General features: G+C 65.8%; 18 protein-coding genes. 4 read left to right on the top strand and 14 right to left on the bottom strand.

The annotated features are described in order from the left end of the window. Positions 1-2: 2 nt before the first annotated feature. The 5 genes from FB468_RS17490 to FB468_RS16470 form a co-directional block, all read right to left on the bottom strand. Entirely contained in the window at positions 3-515 is a 513-nt protein-coding gene (locus tag FB468_RS17490; protein WP_246056016.1) for a tetratricopeptide repeat protein, read from the bottom strand. Positions 516-773: 258 nt separating this feature from the next. Next, a complete protein-coding gene (locus FB468_RS16485; protein ID WP_121075378.1) occupies positions 774-2,180 on the bottom strand; it encodes a class II fumarate hydratase in 1,407 nt (468 codons plus the stop codon). A 34-nt stretch (positions 2,181-2,214) separates the two neighbouring features. Further along, positions 2,215-2,892 (bottom strand): carbonic anhydrase, encoded by a 678-nt coding sequence (locus tag FB468_RS16480; RefSeq protein ID WP_141888883.1) that lies wholly within the window; start codon positions 2,890-2,892, stop codon positions 2,215-2,217. Then, positions 2,889-3,572 carry a DUF4245 family protein gene (locus FB468_RS16475; protein ID WP_141888882.1) on the bottom strand — a complete coding sequence of 228 codons (684 nt, stop codon included), beginning with the start codon at positions 3,570-3,572 and terminating at the stop codon, positions 2,889-2,891. Before FB468_RS16475 ends, FB468_RS16480 begins: the two co-directional genes overlap by 4 nt. Before the next feature lie 2 nt (positions 3,573-3,574). After that, on the bottom strand, positions 3,575-3,841 hold the full coding sequence (locus FB468_RS16470; protein WP_141888881.1) for an exodeoxyribonuclease VII small subunit: 267 nt from the start codon (positions 3,839-3,841) through the stop codon (positions 3,575-3,577). Positions 3,842-3,926: 85 nt separating this feature from the next. On the opposite strand from FB468_RS16470, the gene FB468_RS16465 reads away from it, so the two are divergent. The 3 genes from FB468_RS16465 (at position 3,927) to FB468_RS16450 (ending at position 6,605) form a co-directional block, all read left to right on the top strand. Next, positions 3,927-5,090, top strand: a complete 1,164-nt coding sequence (locus FB468_RS16465; protein ID WP_141888880.1) for a hypothetical protein — start codon at positions 3,927-3,929, stop codon at positions 5,088-5,090. A 104-nt stretch (positions 5,091-5,194) separates the two neighbouring features. Next, on the top strand, positions 5,195-6,190 hold the full coding sequence (locus FB468_RS16460; RefSeq protein WP_141888879.1) for an IS481 family transposase: 996 nt from the start codon (positions 5,195-5,197) through the stop codon (positions 6,188-6,190). 169 nt (positions 6,191-6,359) lie between these two features. Continuing rightward, entirely contained in the window at positions 6,360-6,605 is a 246-nt protein-coding gene (locus FB468_RS16450) for a DUF2442 domain-containing protein (RefSeq protein WP_141888877.1), read from the top strand. An 82-nt stretch (positions 6,606-6,687) separates the two neighbouring features. Here FB468_RS16450 and xseA read toward each other — a convergent pair whose 3' ends face one another. Next, the gene (xseA, locus tag FB468_RS16445) at positions 6,688-7,905 is read right to left on the bottom strand and encodes an exodeoxyribonuclease VII large subunit (protein ID WP_141888876.1); all 1,218 of its coding nucleotides are present in this window, start codon (positions 7,903-7,905) and stop codon (positions 6,688-6,690) included. Between the two features lie 131 nt (positions 7,906-8,036). Between xseA and FB468_RS16440 the strand changes: the two genes are divergently transcribed. Next, a complete protein-coding gene (locus FB468_RS16440) occupies positions 8,037-9,068 on the top strand; it encodes a 4-hydroxy-3-methylbut-2-enyl diphosphate reductase (RefSeq protein WP_141888994.1) in 1,032 nt (343 codons plus the stop codon). 28 nt (positions 9,069-9,096) lie between these two features. Here the strand turns inward: FB468_RS16440 and FB468_RS16435 are convergent, their stop codons facing one another. The 8 genes from FB468_RS16435 to FB468_RS16400 form a co-directional block, all read right to left on the bottom strand. Beyond that, on the bottom strand, positions 9,097-9,444 hold the full coding sequence (locus FB468_RS16435) for a hypothetical protein (protein WP_141888875.1): 348 nt from the start codon (positions 9,442-9,444) through the stop codon (positions 9,097-9,099). A gap of 545 nt (positions 9,445-9,989) precedes the next feature. Further along, positions 9,990-10,349: a hypothetical protein gene (locus FB468_RS16430; protein ID WP_141888874.1), complete on the bottom strand. Its 360-nt coding sequence runs from the start codon at positions 10,347-10,349 to the stop codon at positions 9,990-9,992. 253 nt (positions 10,350-10,602) lie between these two features. Beyond that, on the bottom strand, positions 10,603-11,034 hold the full coding sequence (locus tag FB468_RS16425; protein WP_141888873.1) for a DUF6188 family protein: 432 nt from the start codon (positions 11,032-11,034) through the stop codon (positions 10,603-10,605). Further along, positions 11,031-11,348 (bottom strand): DUF6966 domain-containing protein, encoded by a 318-nt coding sequence (locus tag FB468_RS16420; protein ID WP_141888872.1) that lies wholly within the window; start codon positions 11,346-11,348, stop codon positions 11,031-11,033. The genes FB468_RS16425 and FB468_RS16420 overlap by 4 nt, the downstream gene beginning before the upstream one ends. Before the next feature lie 16 nt (positions 11,349-11,364). Beyond that, the gene (locus FB468_RS16415; protein ID WP_141888871.1) at positions 11,365-11,760 is read right to left on the bottom strand and encodes a hypothetical protein; all 396 of its coding nucleotides are present in this window, start codon (positions 11,758-11,760) and stop codon (positions 11,365-11,367) included. Between the two features lie 168 nt (positions 11,761-11,928). Next, positions 11,929-12,327: a hypothetical protein gene (locus FB468_RS16410; RefSeq protein ID WP_141888870.1), complete on the bottom strand. Its 399-nt coding sequence runs from the start codon at positions 12,325-12,327 to the stop codon at positions 11,929-11,931. Positions 12,328-12,537: 210 nt separating this feature from the next. Then, complete coding sequence (locus tag FB468_RS16405) at positions 12,538-13,002, bottom strand: hypothetical protein (protein ID WP_141888869.1); 465 nt, start codon at positions 13,000-13,002, stop codon at positions 12,538-12,540. Then, positions 13,002-18,512, bottom strand: a complete 5,511-nt coding sequence (locus FB468_RS16400) for a DUF6531 domain-containing protein (RefSeq protein WP_141888868.1) — start codon at positions 18,510-18,512, stop codon at positions 13,002-13,004. Before FB468_RS16400 ends, FB468_RS16405 begins: the two co-directional genes overlap by 1 nt. Positions 18,513-18,575: the final 63 nt, after the last annotated feature.

The following is an 18,575-nucleotide window of genomic DNA, read 5'->3' as shown; positions in this document are numbered from 1 at the left end:
GACTATTCTCCCGTATCGCCGGCGCGGAGCTGCGCAGCGTAACCGATGAGCGAGCGCTGATACTTCGGCAGCGTTGGGATGAGCGCCTCGAGCAACACTGCGACGGCCTCCGTGGAACGGCCGGCTGCGTGCAGCGCGAGCGCGTGGAAGGCGTCCGGCGACGCGCCGAGCTCGTCGTGACGCGTGGTCGTCTCGAGGACCCGCACGGCATCGTCGGCGCGGCCGAGGACTCGCAGCGTCGACGCGTACTGCACGTCGAGCTCCGCCCGCGGCAGACCGGCGAGCCCGAGGGCGATTGCGCGCTCATAGAGTTCGGCGGCGCGCTCCTCATGGCCGGCGGAGTCGTGGGCGCCGCCAAGCTCAAAGGGGCCTCGCGGGTCTGATTCGGGTAGCTCGGCAGCGAGTGCCGCAATGCGCTCGAGCACCTCCTCCTCGGTGGCGCTGGCGTCAGCCCAGACGCTGTCGACCCGGGCCTGCCAGGTCGCGGCGGAGTGGCGTGAGGCGTCGGCGGTCATGAAGCCAGCGTAACGCGGGCGCTGGCGGCGCGCCCCGCCTTGCACCCTGCCGAGCCGAAACCGCATCGAGCTTCCGAGCTCGGTCCGCACATTTCGGAACTGCGGTCAGTCTCGGAAGACAGATGCGTGCTCGGTAACCCGCAGCACGGTCGCACGAAGGCGTTCCTCTCGAAGGTGCTGTAGCCGGGTAGCGGGGCACACGAAAGCGGCTCGGGATCCGAAGAGGATCCCGAGCCGCTTTCTAGCGCGCTGAGCGAGTTACTTCGCGACGCCTGGGTGGGTCATCGAGAGCAGGTCGAGTGCCTTGTCGAGGTCGGCCTCGGTGACCTCGCCGCGCTCGACGTAGCCCAGGTCGATGACGGCCTCGCGCACGGTGATGCCGGCGGCGACCGAGTGCTTCGCGATCTTCGCGGCGGCCTCGTAGCCGATGAGGCGGTTCAGCGGGGTGACGGTCGAGGGGCTCATGCCCGCGAGGGTCTCCATGCGCTCGACGTTCGCCTCGAGGCCCGCGACGGTCTTGTCGGCGAAGACGCGCGAGACGTTTGCGAGAAGGCGGATCGACTCGAGCAGTGCGGTGCCCATGACGGGAATCATCACGTTGAGCTCGAAGTTGCCGCGTGCGCCGCCCCAGGCGATCGTCGCGTCGTTGCCGATCACGCGAGCGCAGACCATGAGGGTCGCCTCGGGGATGACCGGGTTGACCTTGCCGGGCATGATCGACGAGCCGGGCTGCAGGTCGGGGATGTGGAGCTCACCGAAGCCGGTGTTCGGGCCCGAGCCCATCCAGCGCACGTCTTCCGCGATCTTCGTGAGCGACACGGCAATCGTGCGGAGCGCGCCCGATGCCTCGACGAGACCGTCGCGGTTCGCCTGCGCCTCGAAGTGGTTGCGTGCCTCGGTGATCGGCAGGCCGCTCGACGCGGCGATCTCGGCGATGACCTTCTCGGGGAAGCCGAGCGGGGTGTTGATGCCGGTGCCGACCGCGGTACCGCCCTGCGGGACCTCGGCAACGCGGGGGAGGGCCGCGTCGATGCGCTCGATGCCGTAGCGGATCTGCGCCGCGTAGCCGCCGAACTCCTGGCCGAGGGTGACCGGGGTCGCGTCCATGAGGTGGGTGCGGCCCGGCTTCACAGCCGACTTCCACAGCTCAGCCTTCTCCTCGAGCGCCTCAGCGAGGTGCGCGAGCGACGGCTTGAGCTGCTCGATGAGCGCGCCGGTGACCGCAACGTGCACCGAGGTCGGGAAGACGTCGTTCGACGACTGCGACGCGTTCACGTGGTCGTTCGGGTGAACGGGGGCGCCAAGGTGCTTGGTCGCGAGGCTCGCGAGCACCTCGTTCATGTTCATGTTCGACGAAGTGCCAGAGCCGGTCTGGTAGGTGTCGACGGGGAACTGGTCGTGGTGCGCGCCGCCAATGACCTCGTCTGCCGCAGCAACGATCGCCTTCGCAATGTCTGCGTCGAGGATGCCGAGGTCGGCGTTCGCCATAGCCGCCGCGCGCTTGATGCGTGCGAGCGCGACGATCTGAGCGGGCTCGAGGCCCTTGCCCGAGATCGGGAAGTTCTCGACAGCGCGCTGCGTCTGCGCTGCGTAGATCGCGGACTTCGGTACTCGTACCTCGCCCATGGTGTCGTGCTCGATGCGGTACTCGATCTCTTCAGTCACAGTTGTCCTTTGCTTGGGTGTTGGTGAGAAGGAATTAGTTCAGTGGTGCGAGCTCAAGCTCGACGGGGCCGACGACCGTGTAGGGCACGGCGCGGCCCTCGGTGAGTCGGTACTGCAGCCCGACGATTGCGAGGGTGCCCGCGTCGACGGCGTCGCTAATCGCGCGCGAGGTGCGCAGCAGTTCGTGGACGGTCGCGCCGAGGTGTAGCCGACCGACGGCGTTCGCGTCGATCTCGGCGGCGTTCACGTAGGGGGTCTCGGTGTGACCCTGCAGCCACAGCTGCTGCACCGAAGGCTGAATCGGCGCGAGCGTGTGCTTCACCGAACGCGTCGTCTCTGACGGCTCGCGCCCGGTCTGGTCGATCGCGGCCGCAACCGCGCCACACGAGTCGTGCGCGAGCACGACGATGAGCGAAGCCCCGAGCTCGGTGACCGCGTACTCCATCGAGGCCGTGATCGACTCGGCGACGACGTGGCCCATGTTGCGGGCGATGAACAGGTCACCGAGACCGCAGTCGAAGATGATCTCGGCGGCGAGGCGCGAGTCCGAGCAACCGAAGAGGGCGACGTCGGGGGTCTGCGAGTTGACGAGTTCACTGCGCCGCTCGACGTTCTGATTCGGGTGCGCTGATTCGCCCGACACGAACCGCTCGTTGCCGGCGATCAGTGCGTCCCAGGCCTCCTGGGGGCTCACTCGTGTGGTCGTGCTCATTCGGTCACCTCATTCGTTGCGGTTGCTGAGTTTTCGAGGCCGGCGAGCGACTCGCTGACCTGGGTTGCGAGCACGCGAAGCGTTGCCTCATCGTCGGTTCCGAAGACGAGCACCGTGTTCGTGCCGATGGCGCCCTCAAGGCCGAAGCGCATGTTGACCTCGTCTGCCTTGCGATCCTGATGGTCATAGACCTGCCAGTCGATCCCGCCGAGATGCTCGCGGCCCGTCGGATCCTGCTCTTCAAGCTTCTTCGCGATCCAGGTCGCCGGCACCGGCGAGCCGTCGGCGGTGTACGCCTGCACCACGGTCGCGTACGCCTCGTTCTCGGTCGTATAGTGCACCTGCCAGACGGTGACGTCGCCGTCGATGGTGAGCGCGGCGCGCTTGGCCTTCCAGGACTCGGGCACCGCGGGAACGGCGAGCTCATAGCTCGCCCCCGAAGTCGCGGCCGCGGCGGCGACGTCAACGGAGCGGTCGGGGAAATCTCCGGGCTCGCGCGGCACCATGAGGTAGATGATGAAGACCACACCGACGGTCACGAGCAGCGAGAAGACAAGGTTGTTCACCGTCTTCCGCTGCTTGTAGAGGCGGCTTCCCTCTGCCTTGCGAGCGGCGGTCTCGGCGGCCGTTTCCGGCCGGCCGAGCTCTGCAACAATGTTCGGGCGCTTGTTTTTCGCCATCGTTAGAATTCTTCGCCGTTCCCGGGCTGAGTCTCGACGCTCGCGGCGCCGGAGGGAGCGCCGCCCTGGCGCGCATCCTCGAGTCGTTTGCGAGCCCCGATGAGCCACTCCTCGCAGCGGGTGGCGAGGGCCTCGCCGCGCTCCCACAGCTGAATGGACTCTTCGAGCGTGGCGCCGCCCTGCTCGAGGCGACTCACCACCTGAATGAGCTCGTCGCGCGCCGCTTCATAGCTCAGCGCAGCGACGTCTGCTTCGATCGGGGCAGTCATAGCTTTCAGTCTAGCCGCTGCACCCTCAACACTCACGATACGTCGATTGCGGGCGGGCTCGCGGTCAAGGCGTTAGGCTTTTTTGGTGCTTCGTTTCGTCTTCTTTATTGGTGTCGGCATTCTCACGGGCGGCGTCATCGCCACCATCGTCGGGCCGCCCGGGGCCGCCGCCTGGGCGTTCCCCGTCGGACTGGTCGCAGCGGTGCTTTCGGGTGTCCTCGTGCTCGTAGGGAGGTCGCTGCGCGGCCTCTCGATGCCGTCGAACGAACAGGTGCAGACCGCGCTCTCGGCGGGGAGGGTCGGGCTTGCCCGGGTGGATGAGCTCACGCAGACCGGTACCCAGATCAACGAGCAGCCGGTGTGCGACATCGACCTGACGGTGCGTCCTGTGAGGGGCGGCGTGTACCGCACGCGGGTGCGGCGCATCGTGCAGCTCACGCAGATTCCCCGATTCCAGCCCGGGACGAGGCACGTCGTCGCGATCCTCGCCGAGGGCGAGCCTGACGTCGCGCTGACCGATGAAGACGCTACGGCTGAGATCTGGGCCGACACCGAGTTCCCGCCCGCCGCCATCGCGGGGGAGATGCGCCTGGGGTCAGCGGGCACGGGCGGCCTTCCCGGCGCGCGCAGGCCGCTCATCGGCACGGGAAAGAAGTCGCGGCCGATCCGGATCACGGTGTTTGTGCTCGCCGCGTTGCTCGCGGGCGCCGCCGTCGTGTTCCCGTACCGCGCGGGCCTCGCGGAGACCCTCACCGCGATCCCTGACGGGCGGCTGCACGCCGACCTCCGTGAGGCGCCGGCGCTTGACCGGGCGTTTACGGCGCTCGCCACCGAGATCGGGCACGATCGCGTGGTGAGCGTGACGGTCTCGGAAGACCTCGTCACCGTGAATGCGCCGCTCACTCCGGAGAGCCTCAACGTTGACCGGTGGACCTACCGAAAGGGCTCGGTCGCGCACGGCGGCCCGGGTGCCCCGCAGCCGGACACGCTCAGCGAGCAGTTCGCGCTCACGGAGATCGACGCCGGCGCGATCCTCCGCGAGATTGAACGCGCGGCCGGGGAAGTCGGGGTGAAGAACCTCGATGGTGTGATGTACAACGCAGACAGGGCGCTGGCGCAGACCGAGGAGGATCCTTGGAACACCGAACGCTCAGGCCCCGTCAGCGTCTCGTTCGTGATCAACGACGGTTACCGCAGCGCATCGTTCCGGGTTGCGGCCGACGGCAGCGGCCTTGAACGCACGGACTAGCTGTAGTGTCCAGGGTCGTTGTTTGATCTGGACTCCGTGACAGAGACGAGAACCTCCGGGCAGAGTGGAGCTGCTACCACTACAGCTCTACACCGGAGGTTCTCGTGTCCCACGCTAACGCAGCCCTGACCCCACGCCAACGACTCCGCATCGCCCGCCTCATCATCGATGAAGGATGGACAGTCGCGCACGCCGCTGACTATTTCCACGTCGCCTGGCCGACCGCTCAGAAATGGGCTCGCCGCTACGCCGAGCATGGGATCGCCGGCATGACCGACCGATCCTCTCGCCCGCACGCCCACCCGAACCAGACCCCGCGCCCGATCGTGCGGAAGATCAAGCACCTGCGGATCACGCGCCGACTCGGCCCGGTCGAGATCGGCGGTCTCCTGCAGCTTCCACCCTCCACGGTTCACGCAGTCTTGGTGCGGGAACGGTTGAACCGGCTCTCCCACATCGACCGGAAGACCGGGGAACCAGCCCGCAGGTACGAACACCCGCATCCGGGTTCCCTGATCCATGTCGATGTGAAGAAGCTCGGCAACATTCCTGACGGAGGAGGCTGGCGCACGGTCGGACGAGTCCAGGGTGGGAAGAACCGGGCTGCGACTCCCGGGAAGGAACGGAGCCGTAGGCGTGACGTGCTGATGCGGCACGCCTACGTGCACACCGTGATCGATGACCACTCCCGAGTCGCGTATGCCGAGATCCACGATGACGAGCGGGCCGAGACCGCGATCGGAGTACTCCAGCGGGCCGTGTCCTGGTTCCAAGATCGCGGGGTGCGGGTCGAGCGGGTGCTCTCGGACAACGGATCCGCGTACCGCTCTCACGCCTGGCGTGATGCCTGCAGCGGCTTGGGAATCACACCGAAGTGGACACGCCCGTACCGGCCGCAGACCAACGGGAAAATCGAGCGGTTCCATCGCACCCTCGCGGACGGGTGGGCGTACAGTCGGCACTACTCTTCAGAGCAGGCGAGACGGAAAGCACTTCCCGCGTGGCTGCACTACTACAATCAGCACAGGCCCCACTCGGCCATCGGGCAGCTCCCGCCAGTCGCACGACTATCGAGCAACCTCCCCGGGCAGTACAACTAGCGCGGGGTTCTAGGCCTCCGGGCCCGTGCATATCGAACGGGGAACCTCACCGCCAAATTCTGGGTTTCACCTGTAGCCTTGGCCCACCCAGGCGGGTTCGCGCCTTACGAGTTGAACCGTATGTTTGCAATAGTTACGCTCCGCGAGCAAGAGATACTGGAGGCTTGGCGTGACCATTTCACCAACTGACGAGATCGTTGACGAGATCAGCGTCACTGATCGTGACATACGCGTAAAGCTTCACGGTGGGCGTAGCGTTGCGCTCCCGTTCACTGCGGTAACCACGTTGGCCGCCGCGCTGCCAGCTCAACGTGCGAACTGGCGGGTGATCGGCCGAAATCAGGGAGTGCACTGGCCCGACCTTGACGAAGACATCTCGGTGGCTGGAATTCTGCGAAGCGACGCTACTGGTTAATGCGCGGTGCGGGGTAGTGCTGAACGGCGACGGCTCGGGCCTAGGCAGTGCCGAGACGCCGACTCCTTGGGGTGCCCGAGCCTTACGCTTGTGGCCCCGTGGACGTGGCGCCGAGCTTGCCGCCGACGACGCTCACGCGGAGCTCCGTGCCGCCTGGAGCGTCGGCGGGGTCGCGCAGCACGCCGCCACTCGGCAGCTGTACGATCGCGTAGCCGCGCTCGAGTGTCGCCTGCGGTGACAGGGCGGTGAGCCGGGCGCGGGTCTCGGCGAGCGCGCTCGCGCGGTCGACGATCGCGCGGTCGGCGAGCTCCGAGCCGCGCGCGACCCAGCGTACGAGCTCCTCGGCGCGGTCGTCGACGATCCTGTCGGGGCTGGCGAGCACTGGCCGCTGCCGAAGCTGCGCGATTCTGTCCGTCTCGTGAGCGAACAACTGGCTGAGCCTGCCCGACATCCGGCTGCGCGCCTGGTCGATCCCGGCGAGCTCCTCACCGACGTCGGGAACGACGCGCTTGGCGGCGTCGGTCGGCGTCGACGCGCGCAGATCGGCAACCTCGTCGAGCAGCGGGCGGTCCGCCTCGTGCCCGATGGCGCTGACGATCGGGGTGCTGGCCTCGGCTGCCGCGCGCACGACGGCCTCGTCCGAGAACGGGAGCAAGTTTTGGAAGTCGCCGCCGCCGCGCGCGACGATGATGACGTCGACCTCCGCGTCGGCGTCGAGCGCGCGGATGCCCGCGGTCACCTCGGCGGCGGCCCGGTCACCCTGCACCGCTGCGTAGTGGATCTTGAACTGCACGCCAGGCCACCGAAGCGTCGCGTTGCGCACGACATCCTTCTCCGCGTCGGAGTCGCGGCCCGTCACGAGCCCGATCTTGCCGGGCAGGAACGGCAGGCGCTGCTTACGACCCTCGTCGAAGAGTCCCTCGGACTGCAGCTGCCTCCGCAGCCGCTCGAGCCGTTCGAGCAGCTCGCCGAGGCCGACGTGCGACAGGTCGAACACCTGCATGGTGAGCGAGCCGCCCTTGACCCAGAAGTTCGGCTTCACGAGCGCGATCACCCGGTCGCCCTGCTTGAACTCTGCGGTGAGGCGCTGCGCGACTGAGCGCCAGACGGTGAAGCTCACGGTCGCATCCTGCGTGAGGTCGCGAAGCTTGCCGTAGACGTGCCCGCCGCGCACCTGCCACTGCGTGACCTCGCCCTCGACCCAGACCTGGCCGAGCCTGTCGATCCAGCCGGCGACCTTCTCGCTCATGAGGGCGACGGGCCACGGGGCCTCGCGGGTTGCGGGTGCGTCTGCTGCCATGACGTCGAGCCTAGTCGGCGACCAGCGTCCAGATCATGTGCTCAGCGTTCCAGCGTAGACTTGTGCGCATGACAGAGCAGGGTTCGGTTGTTGATCAGCGCACGGTTGGTGCACCGGTTGTGAGCCTGGCGATGCCGCGCATGCGTCGCCTTGGCGGCCGACTGAAAAACGAGCCGGTGGACGGCGACAAACGCGTGCTGCTCGCCGCCCCGCGCGGCTACTGCGCCGGCGTCGACCGCGCGGTCGTTGCCGTCGAGAAGGCGCTCGATCGCTTCGGCGCGCCCGTCTACGTTCGCAAGCAGATCGTGCACAACGTGCACGTCGTGCAGACACTCGAGAAGATGGGCGCCATCTTCGTCGAGGAGGTCGAGGAGGTGCCCGAGGGCGCGAACGTCGTGTTCTCGGCCCACGGCGTCTCTCCCGCGGTCGTGCAGGCGGCTGAAGATCGGCACCTGCACGCGATCGACGCGACCTGCCCGCTCGTGACGAAGGTGCACCGCGAGGCGGTGCGCTTCGCGAAGCAAGACATGGAGATCTTGCTCATCGGCCACACCGGCCACGAAGAGGTCGAGGGCACCGCGGGTGAGGCTCCCGATCACATCACGATCGTGAACTCGCCTGACGATGTCGATGACCTTGTGGTGCGTGATCCTGATCGCCTCGTGTGGCTCTCGCAGACGACCCTCTCGGTCGACGAGACGATGGAGACCGTGCGGCGGCTGCGCGAGCGGTTCCCGAACCTGCAGGACCCGCCGTCGGACGACATTTGCTACGCCACGCAGAACCGCCAGGTCGCGATTAAGAAGATCGCGCCCGAGGCCGACCTCGTGCTCGTCGTCGGGTCGACGAACTCGTCGAACTCGGTGCGCCTCGTCGAGGTCGCGCTCGAGTACGGCGCGAAGGCCGCCTACCTCGTTGATTTCGCCGAAGAGGTCAAGCAGGAGTGGCTCGAAGGCGTGAAAACGATCGGCATCTCGAGCGGCGCGTCGGTGCCCGAGGTGCTCGTGCAGGAGCTGCTCGACGACCTCGGCGAGGCCGGTTACTCAGACGTCAGCGCGGTCGTGACCGCCGAGGAGGATCTCGTGTTCTCGCTGCCGAAGGAGCTCCGCCAGGACGCCTCGGGTAAGCGCGACGCGCGTGCCCTCGGCGGGCGGGTTCGGTAGCGGCTGCCCGGGGCGTACCGCCTGGGGTTCACGGGCGGCCCATCCGGTGTTGACGTGCGTCCTCCGCTGACGCGTAGATCTCGCCCCAGGCGAGTACCCGAGGTTCTGCCTCGAACTCAGGCGCGCAAATATAGACGAACACCGGAAAGCTGAACTTTCGCCACGGGTCGTCTCCGGCGAATCGGTTGGCGAGCACGACGGACTCAAGCCCGAGCGGGTAACCAAACTCACTTGCCTCAACTGGCGGGGAACATGCTGCGTGTATCGCGTGACGCCCCTGGCCTAACGTGACGAGAGCTAGCGTCTCGCACTCGTAGACCCCCGCGAAGCGGGCGCTCTCCATGGATGAGAGAAAGAAGCTCGTGTTCTGGCTCATGTTGCTCTCTCCTCGTCGTTCTCCGTGGCGCTTGCGTGGTCCTGACCCTACCGGGGCGTGTTGTGGTGGGCATGGCAGTTCTTCGAGTGGTGACGTATTTAAGTCGAATCTGGTTCAAGAACGAGAACGCATCTTCCCGCAGCGGATCATGCCGGTTGTTCAGCTCGGGGCTGCAGGGTCCCCTTCATAAGTACAGTGTCGTTGAAGCTACTCATCCCAGCAAACACGCAAAGACTGGGCTGGGCAGCTGCTCGGCGTTCGCGATTGAATCCGGCGTTCTGCAGCTGATTTCATTCGGTCTCCCACTGAGCGGCTTGTTCCTGGTTTTGGGCAGGGGACGTAAAGATGCAGGCCCTGTGGCGACGGAGCTGACGATCACCGGGAACCCCGAGAAGCCCTAGCCCTTTCCCAGCCAAGCCTCGTGATGGCGGAGGAAACTTTGGGGCGACACTCAACGCAATCGCTACGGGCGCTATCGAGATCGGATGCGTGAGCCTGAACCGGTTGGCGTTGTTGGGGGTTGCTCAGCCGCTCTGTTCTTGCCATCAGTGAGCACCCACGAGGTGCTTGCCCGGCGCATGGAACGTGCAGGTTCCGGAGACGAATCTCCGCTGGACGGCGCTTGTTTCTCCGAAAGGGGCGTACTCCCACTCGGTTGCGGCAAAGGGCCCAAGCACAAGTGCCCCTTCCTTGAGTGCTGCGCTGAACGGAGACTCGACCGTCAAACGAGATGAGTGCTCAAACAGGATGACCAGGCTCCCGCTCTCAGCTATGCTCACGTCCACCACGGTGAGGAGATTGTCGTAGGGGCGCCCAAACCACCCGTCGGGCAGTTCCAACCAGATCGCCGGAGAGCCCTCGAAGAAGTCGGCGATCAACTGAAAGCTCGGGTCAACGAACGTCATGGTGCAGGGCGGTCGAGATCGACGGTTCGCATGCGCACTCCTGTCTGTCCGGTGAGATCAATCCTCGCATGGCCAGCTCACAACGCAAGGGCCCGCAGGTGCGTCACACATTGATGAGTACTGGCCTCAGCCCACGTTCGCACACGTATGCGCTTTCGGCGCTTGGTTTTGTGCCCCCTTACAGCTCAGCGGAGTAGGCGCGAGCTTTCAACCCAGGTGCGGACTTCGGCCCGGCTTGGCATCGAAATGACTCCTAGGGGAGCCAAATGGCAAGCTCCCCTCCGGCCAAAGCTATGACCCTTGTTTCAGGCGATTCGGGGCCAGAGTAGCTCCACGACTCAAGTTCTGGATCTGGTCGGGCTTCTGTGGTGGTTCCGTTGGAGAAGCTGAGATGCAAGGTTCCCTCAGCGATGAATGCCGCATCTACGACTTCATTGTGGAGACGCAGAACTGGTACTAGTTCAGAGCGATCTCCGTCCATCGAGATGACTTTCTCGCTGCATCCGGGCTCCCTAATGGTGAAGTCGGACTCAAACTGAACTGTCGCGTTGGTGGAGAACCGCAGCGTTACGAAGTAACTAGTGCTTATGATGTCAACTGTGCCCCCCACTAGGCGAAGGTTCACCTTCGACAACGACCCGTCTACCTTGGCCAGGGGCGATACTCTTCTAGGCAAGCTGGTCAACGCTCTTCCTCTCTGGACGAAGAGGTGTTCAGCGCGATTTCAACCAGCGAAGTGAATGCTTCCCCCCGCATGCGATCAAGCTGGTCGTTCAGCTCTTGGACAGCGTTATTCCCATTCATGATGACCAGATCATTGAAACTATTCATTCCAGCGAATAGGGCAAGTCCCCGCTGTGCGGCTTCTCTCCGACCATTGTGCGAAGCTGCCCCCAATATAGCTTCTCTGACCCTTGCGAAGTAGTTTGAGAGGTATGTCTCACCAAATGCTTTGAGAAAATCGCTTAGTTCTAGAAGGGAGTCTTCGGTCTCGCTCATTGGATTCCCCAACTATCTAGAACCTCCACACCCGGGACGTTCCAGGGCTTCTGAACGACGATTTGTTCGGTGCCCCACCGTAAGGGGTGACCGAAACCAGCTCCGCCTCGTTGGTGCTCGCGCAGCCAGCCACGGCGTCTTCAAGTGACGCCGCGGTGACGACTGACACGTCGACGTTGGCGCTTTGATACATCTTTTGTTTGTTCGACCAGGTGACTGCTTCGTAGCCCGCGGGAATATCTGCAATCGGGTCGGGCTCGCCCGGGAACATGATGGAGTAGGTAGAGGCCTCGAACAGGTATCCGTCTTCAACCGTGACGTTGTTGTCGGCCTCTATGAACGCGATTGGAATGAGTATCTTTCCGATGACGAGACCAGCGGAGATGCCGAGTATTGAAAGCACGGTCTTCAACGCCCGCTTCTTCTTCGATGGCGGCGGGTCTGCTGCCTCTGGTACCGGTGCCTGGGTTTGTACCTGGGGCTGCTCGTGAGCGGACGGCATGCTTTGATCGGGGGCGGGGTGCGTCATGTGTTTGTCGTTTCTGTGCTGGGAAGGGGGAGTAGGGGGCCGGTCGCGGCGTCAGTCAAGGAGGCCGGCTGCTTTGAAAAAGCCCCAAGCGAAGTAGCCTTGACCAAAGACAAAGATGGCTGACATCGTGGTAACCACGACATAGCCAAACGGAATCTCCCAAGCTGGGAATCCTTTGTCCAACAGCTTCTCGCGCTCGCGCTTCTCGCCACGAGTGACTTTCACAACTGTGATTGTCATAACAATCACGAACATTGGCATGACGAACCAGACGGGAAGGTTCTGCCTCGGGCGGCCCCGTGTTGAGATCGCGAGGGTGGTGTCCCACGGAACGCAGACGATGGCGACTACGGCTATGATCAGTATGAGGACGAACGCCGCCCACATCACGAAGTGGTTGTACTTGTCAGCCCGAATGGCTCGGGGGTCGTCGATGGCAACCATCCGCACTTGGGGCGTTTTAGGTTCAGCTGGTCCAGTAGCGCTGGGTCTCGGCTGAGGGTCGTGGTCTGGATCGCGAGAATCTGAACTCATCATTAACGTGCCCCCAAGACGCTATCGACAGCGATTTTCAAACTGTCACCGCCCCAATCAGCCATTTGGGACGCTGCCGCGACCCCGATGTGGTCGGCCAGGCTGGGCGCAACGTTCGGCGGAGCTTCATGGATTCGAAGGCCCCTCCGGCGTGAACGCCTTCCTGTAACCTTTCGCCTCAACCTGATAGAACGGCCAGGCAGCCGCCGCGCTCTGTTGTGAGAGTATCCCCAACTTGAACTCGAACACAGCTCCCCTCGTGAATGAAGCAGCAACCGCGTCTCGATTTTTCTCTGAGATTCCCCAAGTGTATGTAATTCGGTGGCAGTTTGTGGTCTCAATTACCACCGCTGGTACCGAGCCTGAGGAACCTCGAAGCCCCATCCCCCCAGTTGTCGTCCCCTCTGCGGACTTGACCACACAGGGAACCCACTGAAGGTTCTTCGTATCCACGGTCGGAGCGGCAAATACTGCTCCAAGAATGAACACGGATATCACGATTTGGGTGACAACAAGTCGCCGAAGCCATGGACGATGCCTCTTTGGCATAGGGGCGGTTGCTGTTGCGTGCTGTGCGTCGAGGGCCGCCATCAGATTCCTCTCGCATGGATGCCGGAGGAAGGACCACTCCCGGACTCAACTAGTCCTTGAAGCCCCGCCCACCTTGCGTCATAGGACAGGATAGAATCCCCAGTTGTTAGCGCTTGATTGACTGCACCGGCGACTCCGCCCGCGAGTCGGTCTGCGATCTCGCCGCCGATACGACTTGAGAGTTGTCCGCCGCCAAGCGCCATCAGTGACCCGCCGGCGCTGGTTGCGAGTCCAGTCAGCCCCGCCTGCAGAGTTCCAAGGGGGGTCGGGTCTTTCGTTTCTAGTCTGTATTGAGCGATGTTTGCTGAGGAGCCGCCTGCGCCTGCCGAGATGAGGTTTCGCGCAGCCGAGCTTCTCATGGTGGTGTATGCGAGCCCAGTCAAGTTCTGCGACCCGTTCGCCAGAGGCACCTTAAGAGTAAGAGCTCGAGCCCCGAAGGCAAGCCCTCCAGCGACCGCCCCGCTCACTCCACCGCCGACAGCGCCAACGAAAGCATCAACGCCAACCTTTCCCCAACTGACCTCACCAGTTCGAGCTTTTTGTGCAGCCACAGAGAACCCACCCGAAACCAAAGCCCCGCTAGCAGCTCCGACGAGCGCCATGCCGACGGGACCGCCCACTCCGGTGCACATGAGTGCAATACCGCCGGCAATCATGGCTCCAGCAGCCACGTACTCCCAGTTCTCCTTGAACCAGTGCCCGACCGCGCCCGCGGCCCGTGCGAGGGGGCCCTGCTGGCTGTCAGCGTAGGCCTTGAGCTCCGCATCACTGATGGGGGAGAGCCCGAGCGGGTCCACCGCGTGGAGCGGGTCGTTGCCCGCGTACGAGTACGGGTTGCCTGCCCAGCCGACACCCGCCGGCGCCTCGAGTGGGTCGACCGAGAGGAAGCCGCGTGCCGCGGGGTCGTAGGCTCGCGCGCCCAACCACTCGAGGCCGGCAACCTGAAGGGCGCCGCTCGCGGTGAGGGAGAGGCCCGCCGGGAGCGTGCCCGCGCTGAAACCCGCAAGCGTCGCCCACGGGTCGTCTGCCGCAGCCCGCGCCGTGCGCCACCCTGAGGTAGCCCACGAACCCCGGGCACCAGGTCCATCGTCGATGCCGGTAGCGGCCGCGGTGAACCCACCGGGCCCGGCGAAAACGTCGTGGCCGCCGATGCTGATCGGTGCCGGGGCGTAGCTCGCCGTATCCCAGTGGATCCGTGCCCCATCAACGTCTGCGAGTTCACCGAGCGCGTCAACCCAGAGCTCGGTGCTGCGCAGAGCGGCACCCCCACGCTCCGTGATCTCGGTGAGCCACCCCCGCGCATCCCACGCGTACGCGGTGGCGCCTTCGGGGGAGCGCTCGGTCACGCGTCGGCCAAGCCCGTCGTACTCGTACTCGGTGATAGCTCCGTCTGAGCCCTCGATCGAGAGGAGCTGCCCAGCAGCGTCGTAGGAGTACCGCAGCGACTGGTTATCGCGGGTCTCTGCGACGAGCCTTCCGGCCGGGTCGTACTCCCAGGAGGCCGCCGCAGCGCCGTCGATGCGCAGCGCAGTAATCTGGCTGGCGTCGTCGGCGGCGTACTCTGCGACCGAGTCGGGGCCATCGATACGGGTGATCCGGCCGATCTCGTCACGGTCGATGCGGGTGACGGCGATGCCGCCATCGGCGCCTACGCGCGTGTGCGCTGCGGGGAACCCGTTCGCGTACTCCCACTGCTGAATCTGCCCGACCGCGGGCCCGGCGTCGGGTCCAACCGAACGCCCACCCGCAGGCCCACCAGCAGGGTCGACTCCTGCGAACGTTCGGGCCTCGAGGAGCCTGCCGTCGGCGTCTCGCGTGAGCGAAATCTCGCCGAATGCGGAGTGCACGACGCGCGAAACGCGGCCCGCGTGGTCGCGGGTGTACTCGACTGTCGCCCCGTCGGGCGAGACAAGCGCCACCCGGGCTCCGTCGGCGTCATACTCCCACCGCGTGACGGCGGGCCGAGCGGCGGGCTCGGCCCCCGCGCCGACAGAATCCGCGCCGACAGAATCCGCGCCAACGGTGACCCGCTCGGCGAGCTGCCCGTTCCGCGTGAATCGCAGGGTGTGCGTGGTCGGCGCCTGAGGCCGGGTGTCGTCAGTGATCGTGACCGTGCGCGAGCGCGCGTCGCGGCTGGCGTGCGACAAACGGCGCCCGTCTACGCGCACCTCGGTCTCAAGCCCGGCATCGTCAAACACCCACTCGAGCGTTGTGCCGTCGGGCGCGGTTTGCGAGAGCTGCCTGCCAGCGCCGTCGTAGGTCGCGGTGGTGGTGCGCCCCAGCGGGTCCGTAGACGACGCGACCCTGTCGAGCTCGGTGTAGCTGCGGGTGGTGACCCCGCCCGCGGGGTCGATGATCCTGGTAACTCGCCCGCGCCGGTCGTACTCGTAGCGGGTGACGCCGCCGACCCCGTTGGTAGCGGTGGTGAGCTGCCCGGCAGCATCATATCCAAAGCGCCGGATCCCGGTACGCCAGTCGTGCGAGAACACGAGGCGGCCGGCGGCGTCGTACCGATACCTGCCGACGCCGATGCCGGGTACGGCCTCGCGCACGATCCTGCCCATCGCGTCGTATTCGATCTCGGTGACGTCGCCAGCGGGCGAGGTGCGCGTGACGACGCGGGAATCGGCGTCGTAGGCGAGCGAGGTGCGCCCGCCCGCGGCGTCGGTCGAGAACACCGGCCGGCCGCACGCGTCGTATTCGTAGCGGGTCACGCGCCCCGCGGGGGTCGTGACCCGTGTGACCCGGCCGGCCCGGTCGCGCTCGATGCGCGTGAGGCCGCCATCAGCGTCGAGTAGCTCGACCGGGTTCCCTGCCGCGTCGTACGTCATCAGCTCGGCTGAGCCATCCTCGCGCTCAACCCTGACGGGCCTGCCGAACTCGTCCCGCTGCACGGCCTCCTGCGCGAACGCGTTCTGCACCCGGCTCATGCCTGACCCGCGGGACTGCGTGAACGCGACGTGCACTCCGGTCGGGTCGGTCGTGCCGGTGAGCTCGCCGTTCGGCGCGTATTCCCTCGACCAGGTGCCGCCCGCGGGGTCGGTAATCTCCCGGAGGCGTGCGAGGGCGTCGTGGGCGAACACCCACTCCGCTCCGTCGGCGAGCGTGACGGACTCGACGTTTTCCAGTTCGTCGTAGGAGCGGCTGATCGTGCGACCCAGCGGGTCCGTCGTGCCGACGATGTGCCCGTGGGGGCCGTACTCAAACTCAGTGCGGGCACCCAGCGGGTCGACCTGCGCGGTCATCCGGCCGCCGGCGCCGCGCTCGAACCGCCAGGTGCCGCCGTCGGGGTCGGTGCGGGCGATAAGCAGCCCGGCCTCGTCGTAGTCGTACCGGGTCGACGCGCCAGACGGCGAGATCGTCTCGCGCACGCGGCCCGCCGCATCGCGCACAATCCGGGCGATGTCGCCGGCCGCGTTGCGAGTGCTGGTCTGCTCACCGAACTCGTCGTATCCCAGCGCCAGCGTCACGCCGACGGGGTCGGTGACGTGGGTGAGGAGCCCGGCTTCCCAGGTGAGCTCCGTGCGCCCGCCGAGCGGATCGAGTACGACCGACGGGTTCCGGTCGTACTCGGTCGCGTACTCGTATGACACCGTCGCCCCGGAAGCGGTGACCACGGTCGTGACCCTGTCGAGCTCGTCGTAGCCGTACGTGATGTCGGCGCCCTCGGGGGTGACGGTGCGTGTCTTTCGGCCGCGGTCGTCGTACGCGTGAACCGTGACTTGCCCGTCGCGTTCGGTCGCGGAGACGAGGTTTCCGGCCGGGTCGTAGGCCATCGACTGACGGTGGCCCTCGGCGTCGATGATGCCGACGACGCGGCCCTTCCTATCCGAGATCCAGGTGTTCGTATTGGTTCCGTCGACGTTCGAGACCGACGTCACCCGACCGGGCAGGTACGCGAATCGAACCGTTCGCCCGTACGGGGTGAGCTGTTCAGTGACGCGGCCCTTCGCGTCGTAGGTGTTTTCGCACTCGACCACTCCGGTCGCCGCCGTCACCCTGTCGATGAGGCCAGCGCTGTTCCACCGGTAGCGCCTCGTGCCGACGGCGTCGGAGACGCCGATGAGCCGGCGATCCGCGTCGTAAAGGTACTCGACGCGCCTGCCGTCAGACACCTGCGCATACGCGACGCGGTCGCCCGCGTACTCGATGCTGATGGCGCGCCCGTGCTCGTGGGCGAGGCGGGTAACGAGCCCGTCGGCGCAGCGATGCACGCTGACCACGGTTCCGGATCCCGTCCCGCTTCCCACCCACACGCCCGCGGTGGTGAAGGCCCACCAGCCCCCGGCGTTGTCGCGTACGACCAGGCGGTCGCCCTGCAGCGGTCCCGGCGTACCCTCGCCCGAGTGCGATTCGGCACCGAGCCAGAAGTTCTCGCCGATGCCGCGCGCCCACGCGCTGCCGCTTCGGGGGAAGTGGATCTGTCGGCCGTCGGCCGTCGTGAACGCGGCCCCCTCGTCAGTGAACTCGAGGCGCACGTCGAGCGCTGAAGACCAGCCGGGCCCGAACGCCCCCACGCGGGAGTCGAGCGAGTTGTACATGCGGGTGAACTCGAGCGCCTTCGCGGGGCCGGTAAACGGCACGTCGGTTTCGGGCTCGAGAAAGTTGCCGGTTGCCGTGTTCACGGGGTCGTCAGCGAACCCGTTGGTCGGGGGAGTTCCCATCGCCGAGAACTCGGGAATCTCAAAGTCATCGCGGAAGACGTCAATGCCGGCTGCCGCGAGCGCGGCGGAGATCGAGGCGTCTGACAGCGTCACAACCCCCGTCCCGCTTCCAGCGGACTCGAACAGCGCGGCGATGGTGCCGGCCCACTCAGCGTCCTTGCGATTCGCGGTGGTCCACCTGTCGAGCGAGGTCACCAGCTCGGCGGCGTTGAGGGTGCCCCACTTCGTGTTGCACTTCGCCGAGTAGTCATCGAGCGCGGTGGCAAAGGTCGAGATGGGGGTGGCGAGTTGATCGTCGAGTTCGTTGCTGCCCGACTGGAATGTGCGCAGCGTCGCCGGGTCTGCGGAAGAGACGCTCGAGTAGCCACCGGGCTGCGGGATGCTTCGGCCAGGGACTTCTACAGCCCCGCTCTTCAGCTGCGGTGCTGGCTTGGCCTTGGGAGGCTTCGGGTCGTCTTTCTCGACGAAGCCTAAGAACGTGCCGATCTCGTACCCGGTCCCTACGAACCAGTTTGCTTCGCGCTCAAGCCGCCGCTCTTCCCACTCGCGGGCCTTCTCGCGCCGCTCGTCTTCTTCCTTTGCGGCCTGCTCGAGCTCGGTCACAAAGCTCGCGACCTGGCGCAGGGCCTCGCTGAGCTTTGTGGCGCTCGTCTGACCGATCTCGACGTTGCGCTCAAAGACTTCCGCGAAAAAGCCCTGGAAGTCAACTTTGGCCTCGCGCGCATACGTAGCGCGCGAGTCTTGTTTCGAAGCGATTAACCGAGCGAGGGATCTCGCCGCAGACCGCAGTTCTGCCGCTGCCGGGTACGAGTAGCCTGTCGGCTTGTTGCCGTGAATCTCGGTCATGCTGAAGTGTGTTCCTCGCTGCTATGGACGCCCGTCGGCGCGCGGTTGAAGGGAGCGTGGCGC

Origin of the sequence: Leucobacter komagatae (assembly GCF_006716085.1) — a bacterium.
In the GTDB taxonomy this organism is placed as follows: Bacteria; Actinomycetota; Actinomycetes; order Actinomycetales; family Microbacteriaceae; genus Leucobacter; species Leucobacter komagatae.
Note: the sequence above shows the minus strand (reverse complement) of the source record. Positions and strands in the feature narration are given on the sequence as shown.